Annotated in this window: 13 protein-coding genes and 2 tRNA genes; 12 read left to right on the forward strand and 3 right to left on the reverse strand. The window is 67.2% G+C overall.

What is annotated here, in order from left to right:
• Window positions 1-93: 93 nt before the first annotated feature.
• The 9 genes from ACE2AC_RS03055 to ACE2AC_RS03095 all read left to right on the forward strand — a co-directional run bounded on the left by ACE2AC_RS03055 (window position 94) and on the right by ACE2AC_RS03095 (window position 10,155).
• A complete protein-coding gene (locus ACE2AC_RS03055) occupies window positions 94-1,503 on the forward strand; it encodes a cryptochrome/photolyase family protein (RefSeq protein ID WP_375690660.1) in 1,410 nt (469 codons plus the stop codon).
• Between the two features lie 74 nt (window positions 1,504-1,577).
• Window positions 1,578-2,786, forward strand: a complete 1,209-nt coding sequence (locus tag ACE2AC_RS03060) for a class I SAM-dependent methyltransferase (RefSeq protein ID WP_375690661.1) — start codon at window positions 1,578-1,580, stop codon at window positions 2,784-2,786.
• Between the two features lie 13 nt (window positions 2,787-2,799).
• A complete protein-coding gene (locus ACE2AC_RS03065; protein WP_375690662.1) occupies window positions 2,800-3,246 on the forward strand; it encodes a TrgA family protein in 447 nt (148 codons plus the stop codon).
• Window positions 3,247-3,252: 6 nt separating this feature from the next.
• Window positions 3,253-4,368, forward strand: coding sequence for an NUDIX domain-containing protein (locus ACE2AC_RS03070; RefSeq protein WP_375690663.1), 1,116 nt, complete (start codon window positions 3,253-3,255; stop codon window positions 4,366-4,368).
• A gap of 61 nt (window positions 4,369-4,429) precedes the next feature.
• On the forward strand, window positions 4,430-5,458 hold the full coding sequence (locus ACE2AC_RS03075) for a cysteine synthase A (protein ID WP_375690664.1): 1,029 nt from the start codon (window positions 4,430-4,432) through the stop codon (window positions 5,456-5,458).
• Window positions 5,459-5,462: 4 nt separating this feature from the next.
• A complete protein-coding gene (locus ACE2AC_RS03080; RefSeq protein ID WP_375690665.1) occupies window positions 5,463-7,982 on the forward strand; it encodes a DUF3772 domain-containing protein in 2,520 nt (839 codons plus the stop codon).
• Entirely contained in the window at window positions 7,979-8,698 is a 720-nt protein-coding gene (locus ACE2AC_RS03085; protein ID WP_375690666.1) for an alanyl-tRNA editing protein, read from the forward strand. The genes ACE2AC_RS03080 and ACE2AC_RS03085 overlap by 4 nt, the downstream gene beginning before the upstream one ends.
• Window positions 8,699-8,802: 104 nt before the next feature.
• Window positions 8,803-8,892: transfer RNA gene (locus ACE2AC_RS03090), tRNA-Ser, on the forward strand.
• 135 nt (window positions 8,893-9,027) lie between these two features.
• Window positions 9,028-10,155 (forward strand): zinc-dependent alcohol dehydrogenase family protein, encoded by a 1,128-nt coding sequence (locus tag ACE2AC_RS03095; protein WP_375690667.1) that lies wholly within the window; start codon window positions 9,028-9,030, stop codon window positions 10,153-10,155.
• On the opposite strand, the gene ACE2AC_RS03100 is transcribed toward ACE2AC_RS03095, so the two are convergent.
• Window positions 10,142-11,269 (reverse strand): CaiB/BaiF CoA transferase family protein, encoded by a 1,128-nt coding sequence (locus ACE2AC_RS03100; RefSeq protein ID WP_375690668.1) that lies wholly within the window; start codon window positions 11,267-11,269, stop codon window positions 10,142-10,144. The genes ACE2AC_RS03095 and ACE2AC_RS03100 overlap by 14 nt on opposite strands.
• A 96-nt stretch (window positions 11,270-11,365) precedes the next feature.
• On the opposite strand from ACE2AC_RS03100, the gene ACE2AC_RS03105 reads away from it, so the two are divergent.
• Complete coding sequence (locus ACE2AC_RS03105) at window positions 11,366-12,301, forward strand: LysR family transcriptional regulator (protein WP_375690669.1); 936 nt, start codon at window positions 11,366-11,368, stop codon at window positions 12,299-12,301.
• Between the two features lie 4 nt (window positions 12,302-12,305).
• On the opposite strand, the gene ACE2AC_RS03110 is transcribed toward ACE2AC_RS03105, so the two are convergent.
• Together ACE2AC_RS03110 and ACE2AC_RS03115 are read right to left on the reverse strand one after the other, a co-directional pair.
• Window positions 12,306-13,475 carry an acyl-CoA dehydrogenase family protein gene (locus ACE2AC_RS03110; RefSeq protein ID WP_375690670.1) on the reverse strand — a complete coding sequence of 390 codons (1,170 nt, stop codon included), beginning with the start codon at window positions 13,473-13,475 and terminating at the stop codon, window positions 12,306-12,308.
• 188 nt (window positions 13,476-13,663) lie between these two features.
• Window positions 13,664-13,753, reverse strand: a tRNA-Ser gene (locus ACE2AC_RS03115).
• Window positions 13,754-13,880: 127 nt separating this feature from the next.
• Between ACE2AC_RS03115 and ACE2AC_RS03120 the strand changes: the two genes are divergently transcribed.
• Both ACE2AC_RS03120 and ACE2AC_RS03125 read left to right on the forward strand, forming a co-directional pair.
• Window positions 13,881-14,714, forward strand: a complete 834-nt coding sequence (locus tag ACE2AC_RS03120; protein ID WP_375690671.1) for a DUF2059 domain-containing protein — start codon at window positions 13,881-13,883, stop codon at window positions 14,712-14,714.
• The gene (locus ACE2AC_RS03125; protein WP_375690672.1) at window positions 14,714-15,547 is read left to right on the forward strand and encodes a DUF2059 domain-containing protein; all 834 of its coding nucleotides are present in this window, start codon (window positions 14,714-14,716) and stop codon (window positions 15,545-15,547) included. The genes ACE2AC_RS03120 and ACE2AC_RS03125 overlap by 1 nt, the downstream gene beginning before the upstream one ends.
• The last annotated feature ends 52 nt before the right edge of the window (window positions 15,548-15,599 follow it).

Here is a 15,599-nt window from a genome sequence, read left to right on the forward strand (position 1 = left end):
GGCCGCCCCGTTTCTTTCTGACATCATGGCATTGGCGGTTGATCCGGGCGCCCCCCGGTGCACGTATCCGACAGGAAAGACGCCGAGGCCCCGATGACCGACCAAGCCCCCTGTATCCTCTGGTTCCGCCGCGACCTGCGCCGGGCCGACCATCCCGCGCTGCGGGCGGCGGCGTCGGGCGGACGGCCCGTGATCCCGGTCTTCATCCGCGATGCCGCGGTGGACGGCCTGGGCGCGGCGCCCCGCTGGCGGCTGGAACGCGGGCTCGAGGTCTTTGCCAGGACATTGGAGGACGCCGGGTCCCGGCTCATCCTGCGGTCTGGCCCTGCGCTGGAGGTGTTGGAGGAGCTGGTAGAGGAGACCGGCGCCACCGCCGTCTACTGGTCGCGGCTCTACGACCCGCAGGCGCGGGAACGGGACGCAAGGGTGAAATCCGGCCTGCGCGACCGCGGCGTCGAGGCCAAGAGCTTTCCCGGCCACCTGCTGTTCGAACCCTGGACCGTCGAGACGGGGCAGGGTGGCTACTACAAGGTCTATTCGCCGTTCTGGCGGGCGGTGAAGGACCGCGATCTGCCGGATCCGTGCCCGCGGCCGGACCTGACCGCTCCCGACACCTGGCCCGAGAACGAGGTATTGGCGGACTGGTCGCTCGGCGCGGCGATGCGCCGTGGGGCAGAGGTGGTCGCGGGCCATGTGACGGCAGGCGAAGAGGCCGCCAACCGCCGCTTTGGCCAGTTCGTGTCGCAGGGTCTGTCGGACTACGCCAGCGACCGCGACCGGCTGGACCGCGACGGGACATCGGGCATGGCCGAGTACCTCAGCCTGGGCGAGGTCTCTCCGCTGACGCTCTGGCACAAGTCTCTGTCCGGGACCGGGAAGGGGGCCGAGACCTTCCGCAAGGAGCTGGTCTGGCGAGAATTCGCCTATCACCTGATCTACCACACGCCGCACCTGGTCGAGGACAACTGGCGCCCCGAGTGGGACCGGTTTCCCTGGAACGAGGATGAGCGCCGGGCCGAGGTAAAGGCCTGGAAACAGGCGCGGACCGGCGAGCCGATCGTCGATGCCGCCCTGCGCGAGATGTACGTGACCGGTCGGATGCACAACCGCGCCCGGATGATCGTGGCGAGCTATCTCTGCAAGCACCTGCTGTGCCACTGGCGGATCGGCCAGGCGTGGTTCGAGGACTGCCTGGTTGACTGGGACCCAGCCTCGAACGCGCTCGGCTGGCAATGGGTGGCCGGATCCGGCCCCGATGCAGCGCCCTATTTCCGGGTCTTCAACCCCGAGACCCAGGCAGAGAAGTTCGACCCCGACGGCACCTACCGGCGCCGCTGGATCGCCGAGGGCAAGGCCCGGCCGACCGCCACAGCGCGCAGCTATTTCGACGCCGTCCCCGCGCGTTGGAACCTGTCGCCCGATGCCGACTATCCCGACCGGATCGTCGGCCTGCGCGAGGGGCGCGAGCGTGCCCTGAGCGCATACGAAGACAGCAAGTCCTAGGCGAAGCCGCTGAAAAGCTTGCCGAACATTGAAACGCGATTTACCCTTTTCAAAAGGGGGTATGGGAGACGCCGATGATCCTGACCGACACCAAGGGGCAGCCCGACCTGCCGCGCTATTTCGCCAGCGTATTCGAGATGGCGAAGGCGATCCCGGCCGGACGCCTCGATGTCGAGCTGCCGGATGGCCGCCGTTTCCGCGTGGAAGGCGCCGAGCCCGGCCCGGTGGCCGAGGTGAGGGTGCTGAACCCGGACGTGTTCGCGCGGCTGATCCGCGAGGGTGACCTGGGCTTCTGCGATGCCTACCTCGAAGGCTGGTGGACCACGCCGGACCTGCAGGCTTTCCTCGATTTTCTGAACGCGGGCGGTGCGGCGCTTTACGACGGGTTCCCCGGCATCGCGCTGGTGCAGGCCTACGAGCGCATGCGCCACTGGATGCGGCGCAACAGCAAGACACAGGCGCGCAAGAACATCTCGTATCACTATGATCTCGGGAACGAATTCTACGCGCTCTGGCTCGACGACACGATGACCTACTCCTCGGCACTGTTCAAAACCGGGCAGGAAAGCCTCGAGGCCGCGCAGACGCAGAAATATGCCTCGATGGTGGACCAGATGGGGGTGCAGCCGGGCGATCACGTGCTCGAGATCGGCTGTGGCTGGGGCGGCTTCGCGGAATACGCCGCCAAGGAACGCGGCCTTCGGGTGACCGGGCTTACGATTTCCCAGGAACAGCTGAAGTACGCGCAGGAGCGCATTGAAAAGGCGGGGCTTTCCAGCCAGGTTGAATTCAAGCTGCAGGATTACCGCGACGAGCTCGGGTCCTACGACGGCATCGCCTCGATCGAGATGTTCGAGGCGGTCGGGCAGCGCTACTGGCCGACCTATTTCGAGACGGTGAAGAAATCGCTGAAGCCGGGACGGAGCGCCACGCTGCAGATCATCACGATCCACGACAAACGCTGGGACGCCTATCGCAAGAGCGTCGACTTCATCCAGAAATACATCTTTCCGGGCGGCATGCTGCCCAGCCCCAGCGTGCTGAAGGCCGAAGTCGAGAAGGCCGGGCTTTCAGTGGCCCGCCACATCGAGTTCGGACAGAGCTATTCCGACACGCTGCGTCGCTGGTACGAAACCTTTAACGACAAGTGGGACCATGTGGCCGCCCTCGGCTTTGACGACCGGTTCCGCCGGATGTGGAACTTCTACCTGACCTCCTGCGCCGCGACCTTTGCCAGCGGCAACTGCGATGTCACCCAGATCACTGTGACAAGGCCGCGCTGACCTCATGTGGACGATGCCCAAGCTGGTCGCCGGTGCGGCCATTGCCCTGATCGCATGGATCGTAGCGGCCCTGGTCAAGATCGAGGTCCTCGAGATGCACGGGTCCTACAACTTCGGGAACTTCGTGCCGGTGGCCCTGCTCGTCGGGTTCCTCTGCGGCTGGATCATCCTCGGCAGCCGGGTGACCGGCCAACTGGGCTTCGCCACCTCCAGCAGTTTCGGCCTGACAGCGGTGGCTGCCACGATACTCTGGATCCTTTTTCTGGTCACCGCGAGCGAAACCCTGCGCCTGGCCCTGTCGCGCCGGTTCAACGGCCCGGTGCAGGCGATCGAGGCAATGGTGCCGATTGCCGCGAACTACGGTCAGCACCTGTTGCACATCCATATCATCCTGACGATGGTGATCGGGGGTCTGCTGGCCGGATGGGTGGCCGACCTCGCTGCCCGTCGCTGGAAATAGGACACCATGCCCGACATCTTTGTTTTTGGGACGCTTCGCCACGCCCCGCTCCTCGACCTTGTGGCCGGGGAACCCGTTCCGACCCGCCCGGCGCACCTGCCGGGCTTTGCCGCGAAATGTGCCAGCGGCGGGGATTTCCCGGTGCTGGTGGCCGACGACACCGCCGCGGCGCCCGGGCTGATCGCGACGGTGAGCGAGGACGCGATGGCGCGGCTCGACTGGTACGAAGCGATTTCCGATTACGTGACCGTAGAGCTTGAGGCCGATGCCGGCGACGGGCCCCATCGCGTGCGCGTCTGGCGACCGACCGGCGATCAGCCGCACGACCCCGAGGACTGGTCGCTCGCCGCGTGGCAGGACGGCTGGGCACCGACGCTGATGCGCGCGGCAGGCGAGGTGATGGAGCTTTACGGCAAGAGTCCGGTCGCCCCGATTGCGCGGTTCTGGACCAATTTCCTGATGCGGGCGGATTCGGCCGTCCGGGCCGACGCGATGGACCGTCCCCGGGTCGGCAGCGACCGTCGCCATGACAGCGTCACGCTGCAGGGGCGCGAGATCACGCACCTGGGGTATTTCATGGTCCGCTCGGAGCACCTGTCGCATCCGACATTCGCGGGCGGTGAAACGCCGGTCCTGGACCGGGAGACCTTCATCGCCGCGGATGCCGCGGTGGTGCTGCCCTACGATCCCGTGCGCGACCGTATCCTGTTGACCGAACAGTTCCGCATGGGGCCGTGGTGCCGCGGGGCGCGTTATCCGTGGGTCCTGGAGCCCGTCGCCGGCCGGATCGACCCCGGCGAGACGCCCGAGGCCTGTGCCCGGCGGGAGTGCGTGGAAGAAGCGGGGGTGGAGCCGGACGAGATGCTGCCGGTCGCCCATTACTACCCCTCGACCGGGTCGATGACGGAATTCGTCTACACCTATGTCGGCCTCTGCGACCTGCCGGATCTGCCTTCGGGCGGGGGCGGCGTCGCGCATGAGGGCGAGGACATCAAGACCCATCTCCTGTCTTTCGACGAAGGCATGGATTTGCTTTCCAGCGGAGAGGCCGTTGACGGACCGCTGATCCTGCTGATGCTGTGGCTTCAGCGCGAACGTCCCAGATTGCGCCGCGCCGCTTGAGTCCGCGGGGCCCGGCGGCTAAGTCTCGGCGGGCGAGCGGAAAGTTGGAAGGAGCACGCCCATGCAATTCGCCAAGGACCTGGCCGACGCGGTCGGCAACACCCCCTTGATCCGGTTGCGCAGGGCGTCCGAGGAAACCGGCTGCACCATCCTGGGCAAATGTGAATTCCTGAACCCCGGCCAGTCCGTCAAGGACCGCGCCGCGCTCTGGATCATCCGTGACGCCATCGCCAAGGGGCAGCTCGAACCGGGCGGCACCATCGTCGAGGGCACCGCCGGCAACACCGGCATCGGGCTGGCGCTGGTCGGCGCGTCGATGGGGTTCAAGACGGTCATCGTCATCCCCGAGACGCAGAGCCAGGAAAAGAAGGACATGATCCGCCTGGCGGGCGCCGACCTGGTCCAGGTGCCGGCCGCGCCCTACGCGAACCCGAACAACTACGTCCGCTATTCCGAACGCTTGGCCGAAAAGCTGAAGGCGACGGAAACCCACGGCGTGATCTGGGCGAACCAGTTCGACAACACCGCCAACCGGCAGGCCCACATCGACAGCACCGGCCCCGAGATCTGGGATCAGACCGGCGGCAAGGTCGACGGCGTCGTCGCCTCGGTCGGCTCGGGCGGCACGCTGGCGGGCATCGGAATGGCGCTGCAGCCCAAGGGCGTGAAAATGGCACTGGCCGATCCGATGGGTTCGGGGGTCTACAGCCTCTACGCCGAGGGCGAGGCCAAGCCGCAGGGATCGTCGATCACCGAGGGTATCGGTCAGGGGCGCATCACCGCCAACCTCGAGGGGTTCCGGCCGGATTTCGCCTACCAGATTCCCGACGAGGAAGCTTTGCCCTACGTCTTCGACCTGCTGGCCGACGAAGGGCTCTGCCTGGGTGGCTCGACCGGCATCAACGTGGCCGGCGCGGTGCGCCTGGCCAAGGAACTGGGGCCGGGGCACACCATCGTGACGATCCTTTGCGACTATGGAAACCGCTACCAGTCCAAGCTGTTCAACCCGGAATTCCTGCGTGAGAAGGGCCTGCCGACGCCAAGCTGGCTGAGCGAGGCGCCGCGCTCCATTCCGGGGGTCTTCAGCTGAGCTGATGTTGCGCCACCTGCGTCTTCTCGCCCTTGTCCTGCTGGGCCTGACCGTCGTCGCCACCGCGGCGACGGTGCCCGCGCCCGTGCTGGCGCAGACCGTGCCGGGGATCCCCGACACGCCCGAAGAGGTCGACATCCCAACGGCCGAGATCCCGACCTCGACCAGCGAAATCGACTACGACGCCTGGAACACTTACGCCGACGAGGCACGGCGTTTCATCGTTTCCGGCGATGCCACCGACCGGGAACTCGAGGCGTTGCGCGCCGACCTGGTCAAGTGGCGCGATCTCTTCTCGCGCGCGCAATCGATCAACGCCGAGGCGATCGCGACCACGCAGGCGCAGCTCGACGCGCTTGGCCCCGGTCCGGCCGAGGGCGAGGCCGAAGCACCCGAGATCGCGCAGGAGCGCGAGTCGCTGAGCCGCCAGCTCTCCGAACTCCGCGCCCCGGTGCTGGCGGCCGAGGTTGCCTGGAACACCGCCGACGCCCTGATCCGGGCGATCGACCGGTCGCTGCGCGAACGCCAAACCGAACGCCTGCTGCAACGTGGCCCCGCGCCGCTGAACCCGCTGAACTGGCCCGGCGCCGTGTCAGAGGTGGTCACGGGGGTCAAGACGCTGAGCCAGGAGGTCACCGACGCCTGGAACGACCCCGAGAACCGGGCGGCGGCGATGGACCGGCTCCCGGTCACGCTGATCCTCTTCATCATCGGCTTCGTGATGATCTTCCTCGGCCGCCGCTGGGTCGAACGGATGACGCAGCGGGTGATGGGCAAGGAGCATCGGTCGCAACGCTATCTGGCCGGTGTCCTGCTGTCGCTGGGCCAGGTGGCGCTGCCGGTCATCGGCTCGGTGCTGCTGATCACGGCCGTGCTGACCAGCGGGCTGATCGGCGAGGGGCTGGGCAAGCTGGCGCTTGAGCTGCCGCAGGCGATCGTCGCCTTCGCGGTGGCCCGCTGGGTTGGCGTCAGCGTCTTTCCGGCGACCGAGATGCCGGACCCGATCCTGTCGCTGGAACCGCAGCGCCGGCTCGAAGGCCGGGTCTATGCCACCTCGCTCGGCCTGATCCTGGCGTTCTACCTGCTGCTCGACGCCTTCGGGAAATCCGTCGGCTGGTCGCTGTCGGCGCTGAACGTGGTGCTTTACCCGCTGGTGGTGCTGGAGGGGCTGATGCTCTTCCGCGTGGCGCAGTTGATCCAGATCCATTCCCAGAACATCGCCGACGACGACGAGGAACATTCGTTCCGCCGCCGGGTCGTGGGCCTGTTCGCGCGCGGGGTGAAGCTGGTCGCGGTCTTCGGGCCGCTGGTGGCCGGGATCGGCTATTTCAACCTGGGATACGCCACCGTCTTTCCGACCGTGCAGTCGCTGCAGCTGGTCGGCGTTCTGATGATCCTGCACACGGTCATCATCGAGATCTACATCCTCGCCACCCGCAACACGGAACGCGCCCGCAACTCCCTGATCCCGGTGATGGTGGCCGCACTCCTCGTGATCTTTGCGCTGCCGCTCTTTGCGCTGATCTGGGGCGCGCGGGTGACCGACCTGACCGAATGGTGGGTGCGCTTTTCGGGCGGGATCAGCTTTGGCGAGATCACGATTTCGCCCAGCCTCTTCATCCGCGCGATCCTGGTCTTTGTCATCGGGCTGACGCTGGTCCGGGTGATCCAGGGCGCCTTGCGCACCACGGTCCTGCCCAAGACCAAGATGGACGCGGGCGCGCAGTCGGCGGTGATCGCGGGCCTGGGCTATGTCGGCATCTTCCTGATCTCCCTCATGGCGATCATGGCGGCGGGCATCGACCTCTCGGCGCTTGGATACGTCGCCGGGGCGCTGTCGGTCGGTATCGGCTTCGGCCTGCAGAACATCGTGTCGAACTTTGTCTCGGGGATCATCCTGCTGATCGAACGCCCGGTCTCGGAAGGGGACTGGATCGAGGTCGGGCCGAACATGGGCACCGTGCGCTCGATCTCGGTCCGCTCGACCCGGATCGAGACCTTCGATCGGCAGGAGGTCATCGTGCCGAACGCCGACCTCGTGCAGGGCACGGTCACGAACTGGACGCGCGGCAACCTCGTCGGGCGGCTGATCGTGCCGGTGGGGGTCGCCTATGGCAGCAACACACGCCACGTCGCCGAACTGCTGCGCGAGATCGCCGAGGCGCAGCCCATCGTCCTGCTGAACCCGGCACCCTTCGTGCTGTTCAAGGGATTCGGTGCCTCGTCGCTCGATTTCGAGGTGCGGTGCATCCTCAGGGACGTGAACCAGATGAACAACGTCCTGACCGAGATGAACCACCAGATCGCCGAACGCTTCGGCGCCGAGGGGATCGAGATCCCGTTTCCGCAACAGGATCTCTGGTTGCGCAATCCCGAGACGCTGACCGGACGGGCGCGCACGGAACCCGTGACGCCGGCCGAACTGGCGCAGGCGGAACAGCCAAGGCCCGCGCCGACCGACCAGGAAGCCCTGGGATGGGATGTGGATGCCGGCGACGGCGGCGGCGACGGGGATGGCCGATGACGGAACTGCTCTTTCGGGACGATGCCTACCTGACCGAGGCCCCGGGCCAGGTGACCGCGCTGACCGATCGGGGCGGCGTGGTCCTCGACGCCTCGATCTTCTACCCGACGGGCGGCGGCCAGCCGGGTGACAGCGGGCGGCTGACGTGGGACGGCGGGTCGATGCAGGTGATCACTGCGGTCAAGGGTGAGGGCGACGAGATCGTGTTGGTCCCGGCCGAGGGCGCGACCCTGCCACCGGTGGGGACCGCGCTTTACCAGCATCTCGACTGGGAACGCCGTTACGCGCTGATGAAGATCCACACCGCGCTGCACCTGCTGTCGGTGGTGATCCCGCTGCCGGTCACCGGCGGCCAGATCGCCGAGGAACAGGGGCGTCTCGACTTCGACATGCCCGAGGCGCCCGAGGACAAGCAGGCGCTGGAAGACGCGCTGAACGCGCTGATCGCCCGCGATCTCGAGGTCAGCGAGACCTGGATCACCGAGGCGGAACTGGACGCCAACCCGAACCTCGTCAAGACGATGTCGGTGCAGCCGCCGCGCGGCGCGGGCCGGGTGCGGCTGGTGCGGATCGGGCAGGGCAGCGAACAGGTCGACCTGCAGCCCTGCGGCGGCACGCATGTGCGGCGCTCGGGCGAAATCGGCCGGATCCGGTTCGGCAAGATCGAGAAGAAGAGCCGCCAGAACCGCCGCGTCCGGATCGAGTTGGCGGACTGATCCGGCCCGCCGCGCCCTTGCGGCAACGTCACGTGCTTTCGGCGCAAATATTGCATCGGACCCCCTTGCGGGTTCCGGGGCCCTCGGGCTAAGAGGGCCGGACCGGAGAGGTGGCCGAGTGGTCGAAGGCGCACGCCTGGAAAGTGTGTAGGCGGGAAACCGTCTCCAGGGTTCGAATCCCTGTCTCTCCGCCACATTCCCACAATCAGACCTGCTCTTCCGCCATGCTGGCGCAGTCTCTGACTGCACGCTTGGCCGTGGGCCGCGCCATGTCCTATGACTGTCCACGGGACAGGAAACCGGCGCCGCCGCGCCGCGAGGGAGGTGACATGAAGATCAAGGCAGCCGTACTGGAAGAGATCGGCCGTCCGGGGCCCTATGCGCAGACGCAGCCCCTGACGATCGGGGAGCTGGAGCTCGAAGGCCCGCGCGAGGGCGAGGTGCTGGTCGAGATCGCGGCGGCAGGGCTCTGCCATTCCGACCTGTCGGTGATCAACGGGGATCGCCCCCGGCAGGTGCCGATGGTGCTGGGCCACGAAAGCGCGGGCGTCGTGCTCGAGGTCGGGGCGGGCGTGACCCGCTTTGCACCGGGCGATCACGTCGTGTCAGTCTTCGTGCCGAGCTGCGGCCATTGCGGACCCTGCCGGGCCGGGCGGCCCGCGCTCTGCGAACCGGGGGCGGCCGCCAACGGCGCGGGCCAGATGATCGGCGGCGGCACGCGCCTGTCGCGGGACGGCCAGCCGGTGCATCACATGACCGGCGTCTCTTGCTTTGCGACCCATGCGACCATTTCCCAGAACTCGCTGATCAGGATCGACAAGGCCGTGCCGCTCGACATCGCGGCCTTGATGGGCTGCGCTGTGCTGACCGGCGCGGGGGCGGTGTTCAACACAGGCGACGTGCGGCCCGGCGGGACCACGGCGGTCGTGGGCCTGGGCGGTGTCGGGCTGGCGGCGGTGATGGCGGCGCGGGTCGCGGGGTCCGAAAAGATCGTGGCGGTCGACCGGGTGGCCGCGAAACTCGAAGTCGCCAGGACGCTTGGCGCGACCCATGTGATCGACAGCTCGGACGGCGATGCGCTGGACAGGCTGCGCGAGCTGACCGGCGGCGGCGTCGATGCGGCACTGGATTTCACCGGCAACGTGAACGCCCTGCGCTTTGCCTATGACGCCACGCGGCGCGGCGGCACCACGATCACCGCCGGCCTGCCGAACCCGAGCGCCATGCTCTCGATCCCGGCCGTGGGACTGACGGCCGAGGAGCGGACGCTCAAGGGCAGCTACCTCGGCTCGGGCGTGCCGAGCCGGGATATCCTCAAGTTCCTCGCGCTCTTCGACCAGGGGCGGATGCCGGTCGACAAGCTCATGACCCACAAGATCTCGTTGAACGAGATCAACGAGGGCTTCGACCGCCTGCACGAGGGCACGGCGATCCGCCAGGTCATCACCTTCGGTTGAACTCGGCCCGGATCGCGTCGCTGTGTTCGCCAAGCGCGGGCACGGTGCCGAAGTGCGGGTCGGGGCCGTCGGTGACCGCGCCATGCGCCAGCATGGTGACCGGGCCGCTCGGGCTCTGCACCTCGACCGTGCGGGTCTGGGGGTGGGCCATCAGCTCTTTCATCCCGTTCACGCGGCCATAGGCGATCCGGGCGTCGAGCAGGCGGCGCGCCAGTTCCTCGACCGGGTGGCGGGCAAAGACCTCGTCGATGATCGCCTTGAGGGCAGGGCGATTGGCAACCCGCTGGGTGTTGGAGTTGAACTCTGCCATCACCGCGACCTCGGGCCGTTCCAGCACCTTGTCGCAGAACCAGGCCCATTCGCGTTCGTTCTGGATCGACAGCAGGATCTCTCCGCCGTCCGACCCCACGAAGACACCGTAGGGTGCGATCGTCGGGTGGTTCAGTCCCGACAGCGCCGGTTCCTTCCCGCCGTAGGCGTATTGCAGGTAGGGCACGTTCATCCAGTCCGACAGCGCATGGAAGAGCGAGACCGAGACATGGCGCCCCTTGCCGGTGATTCCGCGCCCGATCAGCGCCTGCAGGATGCCGGTGTAGGCCGTCATCCCCGCCGAGATGTCGCAGACCGACACGCCGACGCGGGCGCTGCCTGCCTCGTTCCCGGTGATCTTGGACAATCCGCTTTCTGCCTGCACCAGCAGGTCGTAGGCCTTGTGGTCGCGATAGGGGCCGTCGTCGCCGTAGCCCGAGATCGCGACCGTGATCAGGCGGGGGTGTTTCACCCGAAGTTCCGCCTGGTCGAAGCCGAGCCGCGCGATGGCGCCGGGGGCGAGGTTCTGGATGAAGACGTCGGCCTCGGCGATGATGGAATGCAGCACCGCGGCATCCGCGGCCTCGCGCAGGTCGAGGCAGAGCGATTCCTTGCCGTGGTTCAGCCAGACGAAATAGGCGCTTTCACCGTGCACGAGGTGATCATATTCCCGTGCGAAATCGCCCTCGGGGCGCTCGACCTTGATCACCCGCGCGCCAGCCGCGGCCAGCCGGCCCGAGGCATAGGGTGCGGCGACGGCCTGTTCGACCGAGACGACGAGAAGACCGGACAGATCACCGGACATGGGAGTACCTCCTGTTCCGCCGCGCCGCTTGGCACGGGCATAAGTCGAAACTATAACCGCCGGACGCGATCATCGCACCTTACGGGGCAGGGCCGAATGAACATCCGCCAGCTGCAATACTTCATCGCCATCGCCGAGACGCGGTCGCTGTCGTCCGCCGCCCAGAAGGTCGGCGTGGCGCAGCCGTCGCTGTCCCAGCAGGTGGCCAACATGGAACGCGAACTGGGTGTGCGCCTGATCGAACGCTCGCCGCGCGGATCCGTCCCCACGCCCGAGGGCGAGGTCCTGCTGCGTCACGCCCGCGACATCTGCGCCCGGCTCGACCGTTGCATCGACGAGATGCGCGAGATCGGCGGCGTGCCGCGCGGCGACGTACGCTTCGGCATGCCGCCCTCGGTCTCGATGGTCATGTCGGTGCCGCTGGCCGAAACCGTGCGGCTGGACCTGCCCGAGGTGCGGCTGCGCGCGTCCGAGGCGATGAGCGGCTTCATCCGGACCTGGATCGAGGACGGGACTGTCGACCTGGGTTTTCTCTACGGCGACGAGATGGTCAAGGACCTGCGCGCGACCCACGTCCTGGACGAACAGCTCTGCTTCTTCTCGGCCCCCGACGCCTGGCCGCTGGAAACCGCGCCGGGATCGCCGGTGCGGCTGCGCGACCTGCGCGGGGTCGAGATGGTGCTGCCGGGCGCACCCCACGGGCTGCGCCGGATCCTCGACCGCGCGGCCAGCGATGCGGGCACCGCGCTGACCGTGGTGACCGAGATGGACGCGATGACGCAGATCAAGGAACTGGTCGCGCGCGGATCGGGCTATTCGATCTTCGCCCCGGCCGCCTGCCACGATTTCGTGGCCTCGGGACGCCTCGTCTCGGCGCCGATCGTGGACCCGGTGATCTCGCGCCCTGTCTACCTTGTCCGCCACCCCGACAGCCCAGCGTCGCGGGCGGTGAAAGCGGTGGAGCGCGTCACCCTCAGCGTCGCGCGCGAGATGGTCGAGCGCGGCATCTGGCAGGGCGAGTGGCCGGCCTGACGGGTCAGAACGACCGGGGCAGGTCCAGCACATGCTCGGCCACGTAGGACAGGATCAGGTTGGTCGAGATCGGCGCCACCTGGTACAGGCGCGTTTCCTTGAACTTCCGCTCAACGTCATATTCCTCGGCAAAGCCGAAGCCGCCGTGGGTCTGGATGCAGGCATTCGCCGCCTCCCACGAGGCATCTGCCGCCAGCAGCTTGGCCATGTTGGCCTGCGCGCCGCAGTCCTGCCCGGCATCGAACCGGCGGCAGGCCTCGAACCGCATGAGGTTGGCCGCCTCCACGTTCACATAGGCGCGGGCCAGCGGGAACTGGACGCCCTGGTTCTGGCCGATGGGCCGGTCGAAGACGATCCGCTCCTTGGCGTAGTCGCGGGCGCGTTCCAGGAACCAGTAGCCATCGCCGATGCATTCCGCCGCGATCAGCGAGCGTTCGGCGTTCAGCCCGTCGAGGATGTAGCGGAAACCCATGCCCTCTTCACCGATCAGGTTCTCGGCCGGGATCCTGAGCCCGTCAAAGAAGACTTCGTTCGTCTCGTGGCCGACCATGTTCTTGATCTTGCGGTATTCCATCCCCTGGCCGACCGCCTCGTGCAGGTCGACGATGAAGACGGACAGGCCGTGCGACTTGCGCTTGACCTCTTCCAGCGGGGTGGTGCGGGCTAGCAGGATCATCAGGTCCGAATGCTGCAACCGGCTGATCCAGACCTTCTGGCCCTGCACGACGTAATGATCGCCCTCGCGCTTTGCGGTGGTCTTGAGCTTGGTCGTGTCTGTCCCGGTGGTGGGTTCGGTCACGGCCATCGACTGCAACCGCAGTTCGCCGCTGGCGATCTTGGGCAGGTAGAGCTTCTTTTGTTCGTCCGATCCGTGCCGCAGCAGCGTGCCCATGTTGTACATCTGGCCGTGGCAATGCCCGGCGTTGCCGCCGCAGCGGTTGATCTCTTCCATCACGATCGAGGCTTCGGTCAGGCCCAGGCCGGATCCGCCGAATTCCTCGGGGATCATCGCGGCCAGCCAGCCGGCATTGGTCAGTGCGTCGATGAATTCCTCTGGATAGGTGTCCTCCGCCGCGTGCTTGCGGTGGTATTCGTCCGGGTATTCGGCGCAGAGCGCGCGCAGGCTGTCGCGCAGGTCGTCGTGGTCGTGGCTGGCGCTGGTCGGCAGGGTCATGTCGCGCTCCTCTTGCGGGGCCGGGCCGCGTGGCTGCGGCGGGCCTGTCCCAATCTGGCGCGGTTCTAGGCGATGCCGCGGCCGGGGGTGACATAGAAAATACCTATGGCCGCGACAGGACATGCGCAGACGCACGGTGCCTGCCCCCGTTTCCGGGGGCGGGGCACACGTGTGGTCTGTGGGGATAGTGGCGGAGAGACAGGGATTCGAACCCTGGGAGGGCTTGCACCCTCAACGGTTTTCGAGACCGCCCCGTTCGACCACTCCGGCACCTCTCCGCGGGGGTCTGGGCCGTCCGTTTAGAGGGATCGGCAGCGGGCCGCAAGGGGGAATTGCATTGCAAGTGTCCGCAGAAGCCCTAGGATTCCGCGCAATTCCGAGGTGAGCAGAAAAGGACCCCGCGTCATGCACCTTGTGCGAAAGCTCTTCACCCTTGTTCCAACGACGATTCTGGCCCTGACGACCGCCGTCGCGCTGCACGCGGCCGATCGCGACCGGGTCGAGGCCTTCCTCAACGTCACCGGATTCGACGTCGCGCTGGAGAGCATCAAGCTCTCGGCCGCGGATGCTCCGGCGATGATCGGGCTCGACGCGCGCGACTTCGGCGCGAGCTGGACGCGCTTGTCGAACCAGGTCTTCGACGTGCCCACGATGCAGGAGATGGGCAGCGAGATCCTCCAGGAAACCCTGTCGGACGAGGCGCTGGCCTTCGCCGCGGCCTTCTATGCCTCGGACCTCGGCCAGAAGCTGGTGGCGGCAGAGAACGAATCCCACTTGGCGAACCGCACCGACAAGCGCGCCGTGGGTGAGGCGATCGTCGAGGACCTCAAGGCCAACGATCCCGAACGGATCGCGCTCTTCGACCGGATGAACCGCGCCATCGGATCGGCGGAATTGGCGATGAAAAGCTCCAACGAGGTGCAGATCCGGTTCCTGACCGCGGCCGCCAATGCCGGGATCATCGAACTCAAGACGGACGAAGAGGGCCTGCGCGCCATGCAGGCCGAACGCGCCGAAGAGATCCTCGCCTCGATCCGCGAGTCGAGCCTGCGGGGCGCCGCCGCCACCTACCGCGATTTCACCAACGAAGAGATCGAGGCCTATGCCGAGGCGCTGGAAGACCCGTTGATGCAGGAGGTCTATGAGCTGATGGATGCCGTGCAGTTCGAGATCATGGCCAACCGCTTCGAGGTGCTGGCGGGCCAGATGCGCGGGCTGGATCCCGGGCAGGAGCTCTGATGCGCTCCGACTGGCACATCCGGATCCTGCCGGTCGCGTTGCTGGTCTGCGCCGTGCTGGCCGCGCCGCTGCGGGCCGCGCCGCCTGACGGGTTCGACCGGCTCTGGGACGCCCTGCGCCTCTCACCGCTGGTCGAGATCATGCAGGAGGAGGGGCTCAGCCAGACCGAGGCGATCGGCTTTGACTACCTGCCGTACCCGCCGGGCGAAGGCTGGGCCGCGATCGGCCGCCGCATCTATGACCCCGCCAAGATGGACGAGGCGATGCGCCTGGCCTTTGGCGGCGCCCTGGGCGAGGGCGGGATCGACGACCTGGTCGATTTCTTCGAATCCCCCGTCGGCGCCCGGATCGTCGAGGCCGAATTGGACGCCCGGCAGGATTTCCTCGACCCGGCGGTCGAGGAAGAGGCCCGTCGCGCTCTGACCGCGCCCGGGGCCGAGGACGGGCGGCTTGCCCTCATCGACGAATACATCGCCGTGAATGACCTGGTCGAACTCAACGTCATGGGGGCGCTGAACGCGAATTTCAGCTTCTTCCAGGGCCTGGCCGAGGGCGGTGGCACCGAGGCCGCCGAGGACGAGATGCTGGCCCAGGTCTGGTCGCAGGAGGAATCCACCCGCGTCGACACCCGCGACTGGCTGCGGGCCTACCTGCACCACGCCTATGCGGGCCTTACAGACGACGAGATCCGTACCTATATAGATCTCTCCGGCTCCGCCGAGGGGCAGCGCCTGAACCGCGCGCTCTTCGAAGGGTTCGAACAGATGTACGACCACATCTACTATGCGCTCGGGCTGGCCGTGGCGGATCAGATGGATGCCCAGGATCTTTGATCCGCGGCCCCTTGACTTGACCTGCCGACCAAAGCATAAGCCGGGCTTCCGA

It is taken from the genome of Pseudooceanicola sp. LIPI14-2-Ac024 (genome assembly GCF_042188925.1).
Taxonomy (GTDB): Bacteria; Pseudomonadota; Alphaproteobacteria; order Rhodobacterales; family Rhodobacteraceae; genus Pseudooceanicola.

Coding starts and splice junctions, on each gene's coding strand:
- ACE2AC_RS03055 (WP_375690660.1), top strand. CDS start 94: ATGACCGACCAAGCCCCCTGTATCCTCTGGTTCCGCCGCGACCTGCGC.
- ACE2AC_RS03060 (WP_375690661.1), top strand. CDS start 1,578: ATGATCCTGACCGACACCAAGGGGCAGCCCGACCTGCCGCGCTATTTC.
- ACE2AC_RS03065 (WP_375690662.1), top strand. CDS start 2,800: ATGCCCAAGCTGGTCGCCGGTGCGGCCATTGCCCTGATCGCATGGATC.
- ACE2AC_RS03070 (WP_375690663.1), top strand. CDS start 3,253: ATGCCCGACATCTTTGTTTTTGGGACGCTTCGCCACGCCCCGCTCCTC.
- ACE2AC_RS03075 (WP_375690664.1), top strand. CDS start 4,430: ATGCAATTCGCCAAGGACCTGGCCGACGCGGTCGGCAACACCCCCTTG.
- ACE2AC_RS03080 (WP_375690665.1), top strand. CDS start 5,463: ATGTTGCGCCACCTGCGTCTTCTCGCCCTTGTCCTGCTGGGCCTGACC.
- ACE2AC_RS03085 (WP_375690666.1), top strand. CDS start 7,979: ATGACGGAACTGCTCTTTCGGGACGATGCCTACCTGACCGAGGCCCCG.
- ACE2AC_RS03095 (WP_375690667.1), top strand. CDS start 9,028: ATGAAGATCAAGGCAGCCGTACTGGAAGAGATCGGCCGTCCGGGGCCC.
- ACE2AC_RS03100 (WP_375690668.1), bottom strand. CDS start 11,269: ATGTCCGGTGATCTGTCCGGTCTTCTCGTCGTCTCGGTCGAACAGGCC.
- ACE2AC_RS03105 (WP_375690669.1), top strand. CDS start 11,366: ATGAACATCCGCCAGCTGCAATACTTCATCGCCATCGCCGAGACGCGG.
- ACE2AC_RS03110 (WP_375690670.1), bottom strand. CDS start 13,475: ATGACCCTGCCGACCAGCGCCAGCCACGACCACGACGACCTGCGCGAC.
- ACE2AC_RS03120 (WP_375690671.1), top strand. CDS start 13,881: ATGCACCTTGTGCGAAAGCTCTTCACCCTTGTTCCAACGACGATTCTG.
- ACE2AC_RS03125 (WP_375690672.1), top strand. CDS start 14,714: ATGCGCTCCGACTGGCACATCCGGATCCTGCCGGTCGCGTTGCTGGTC.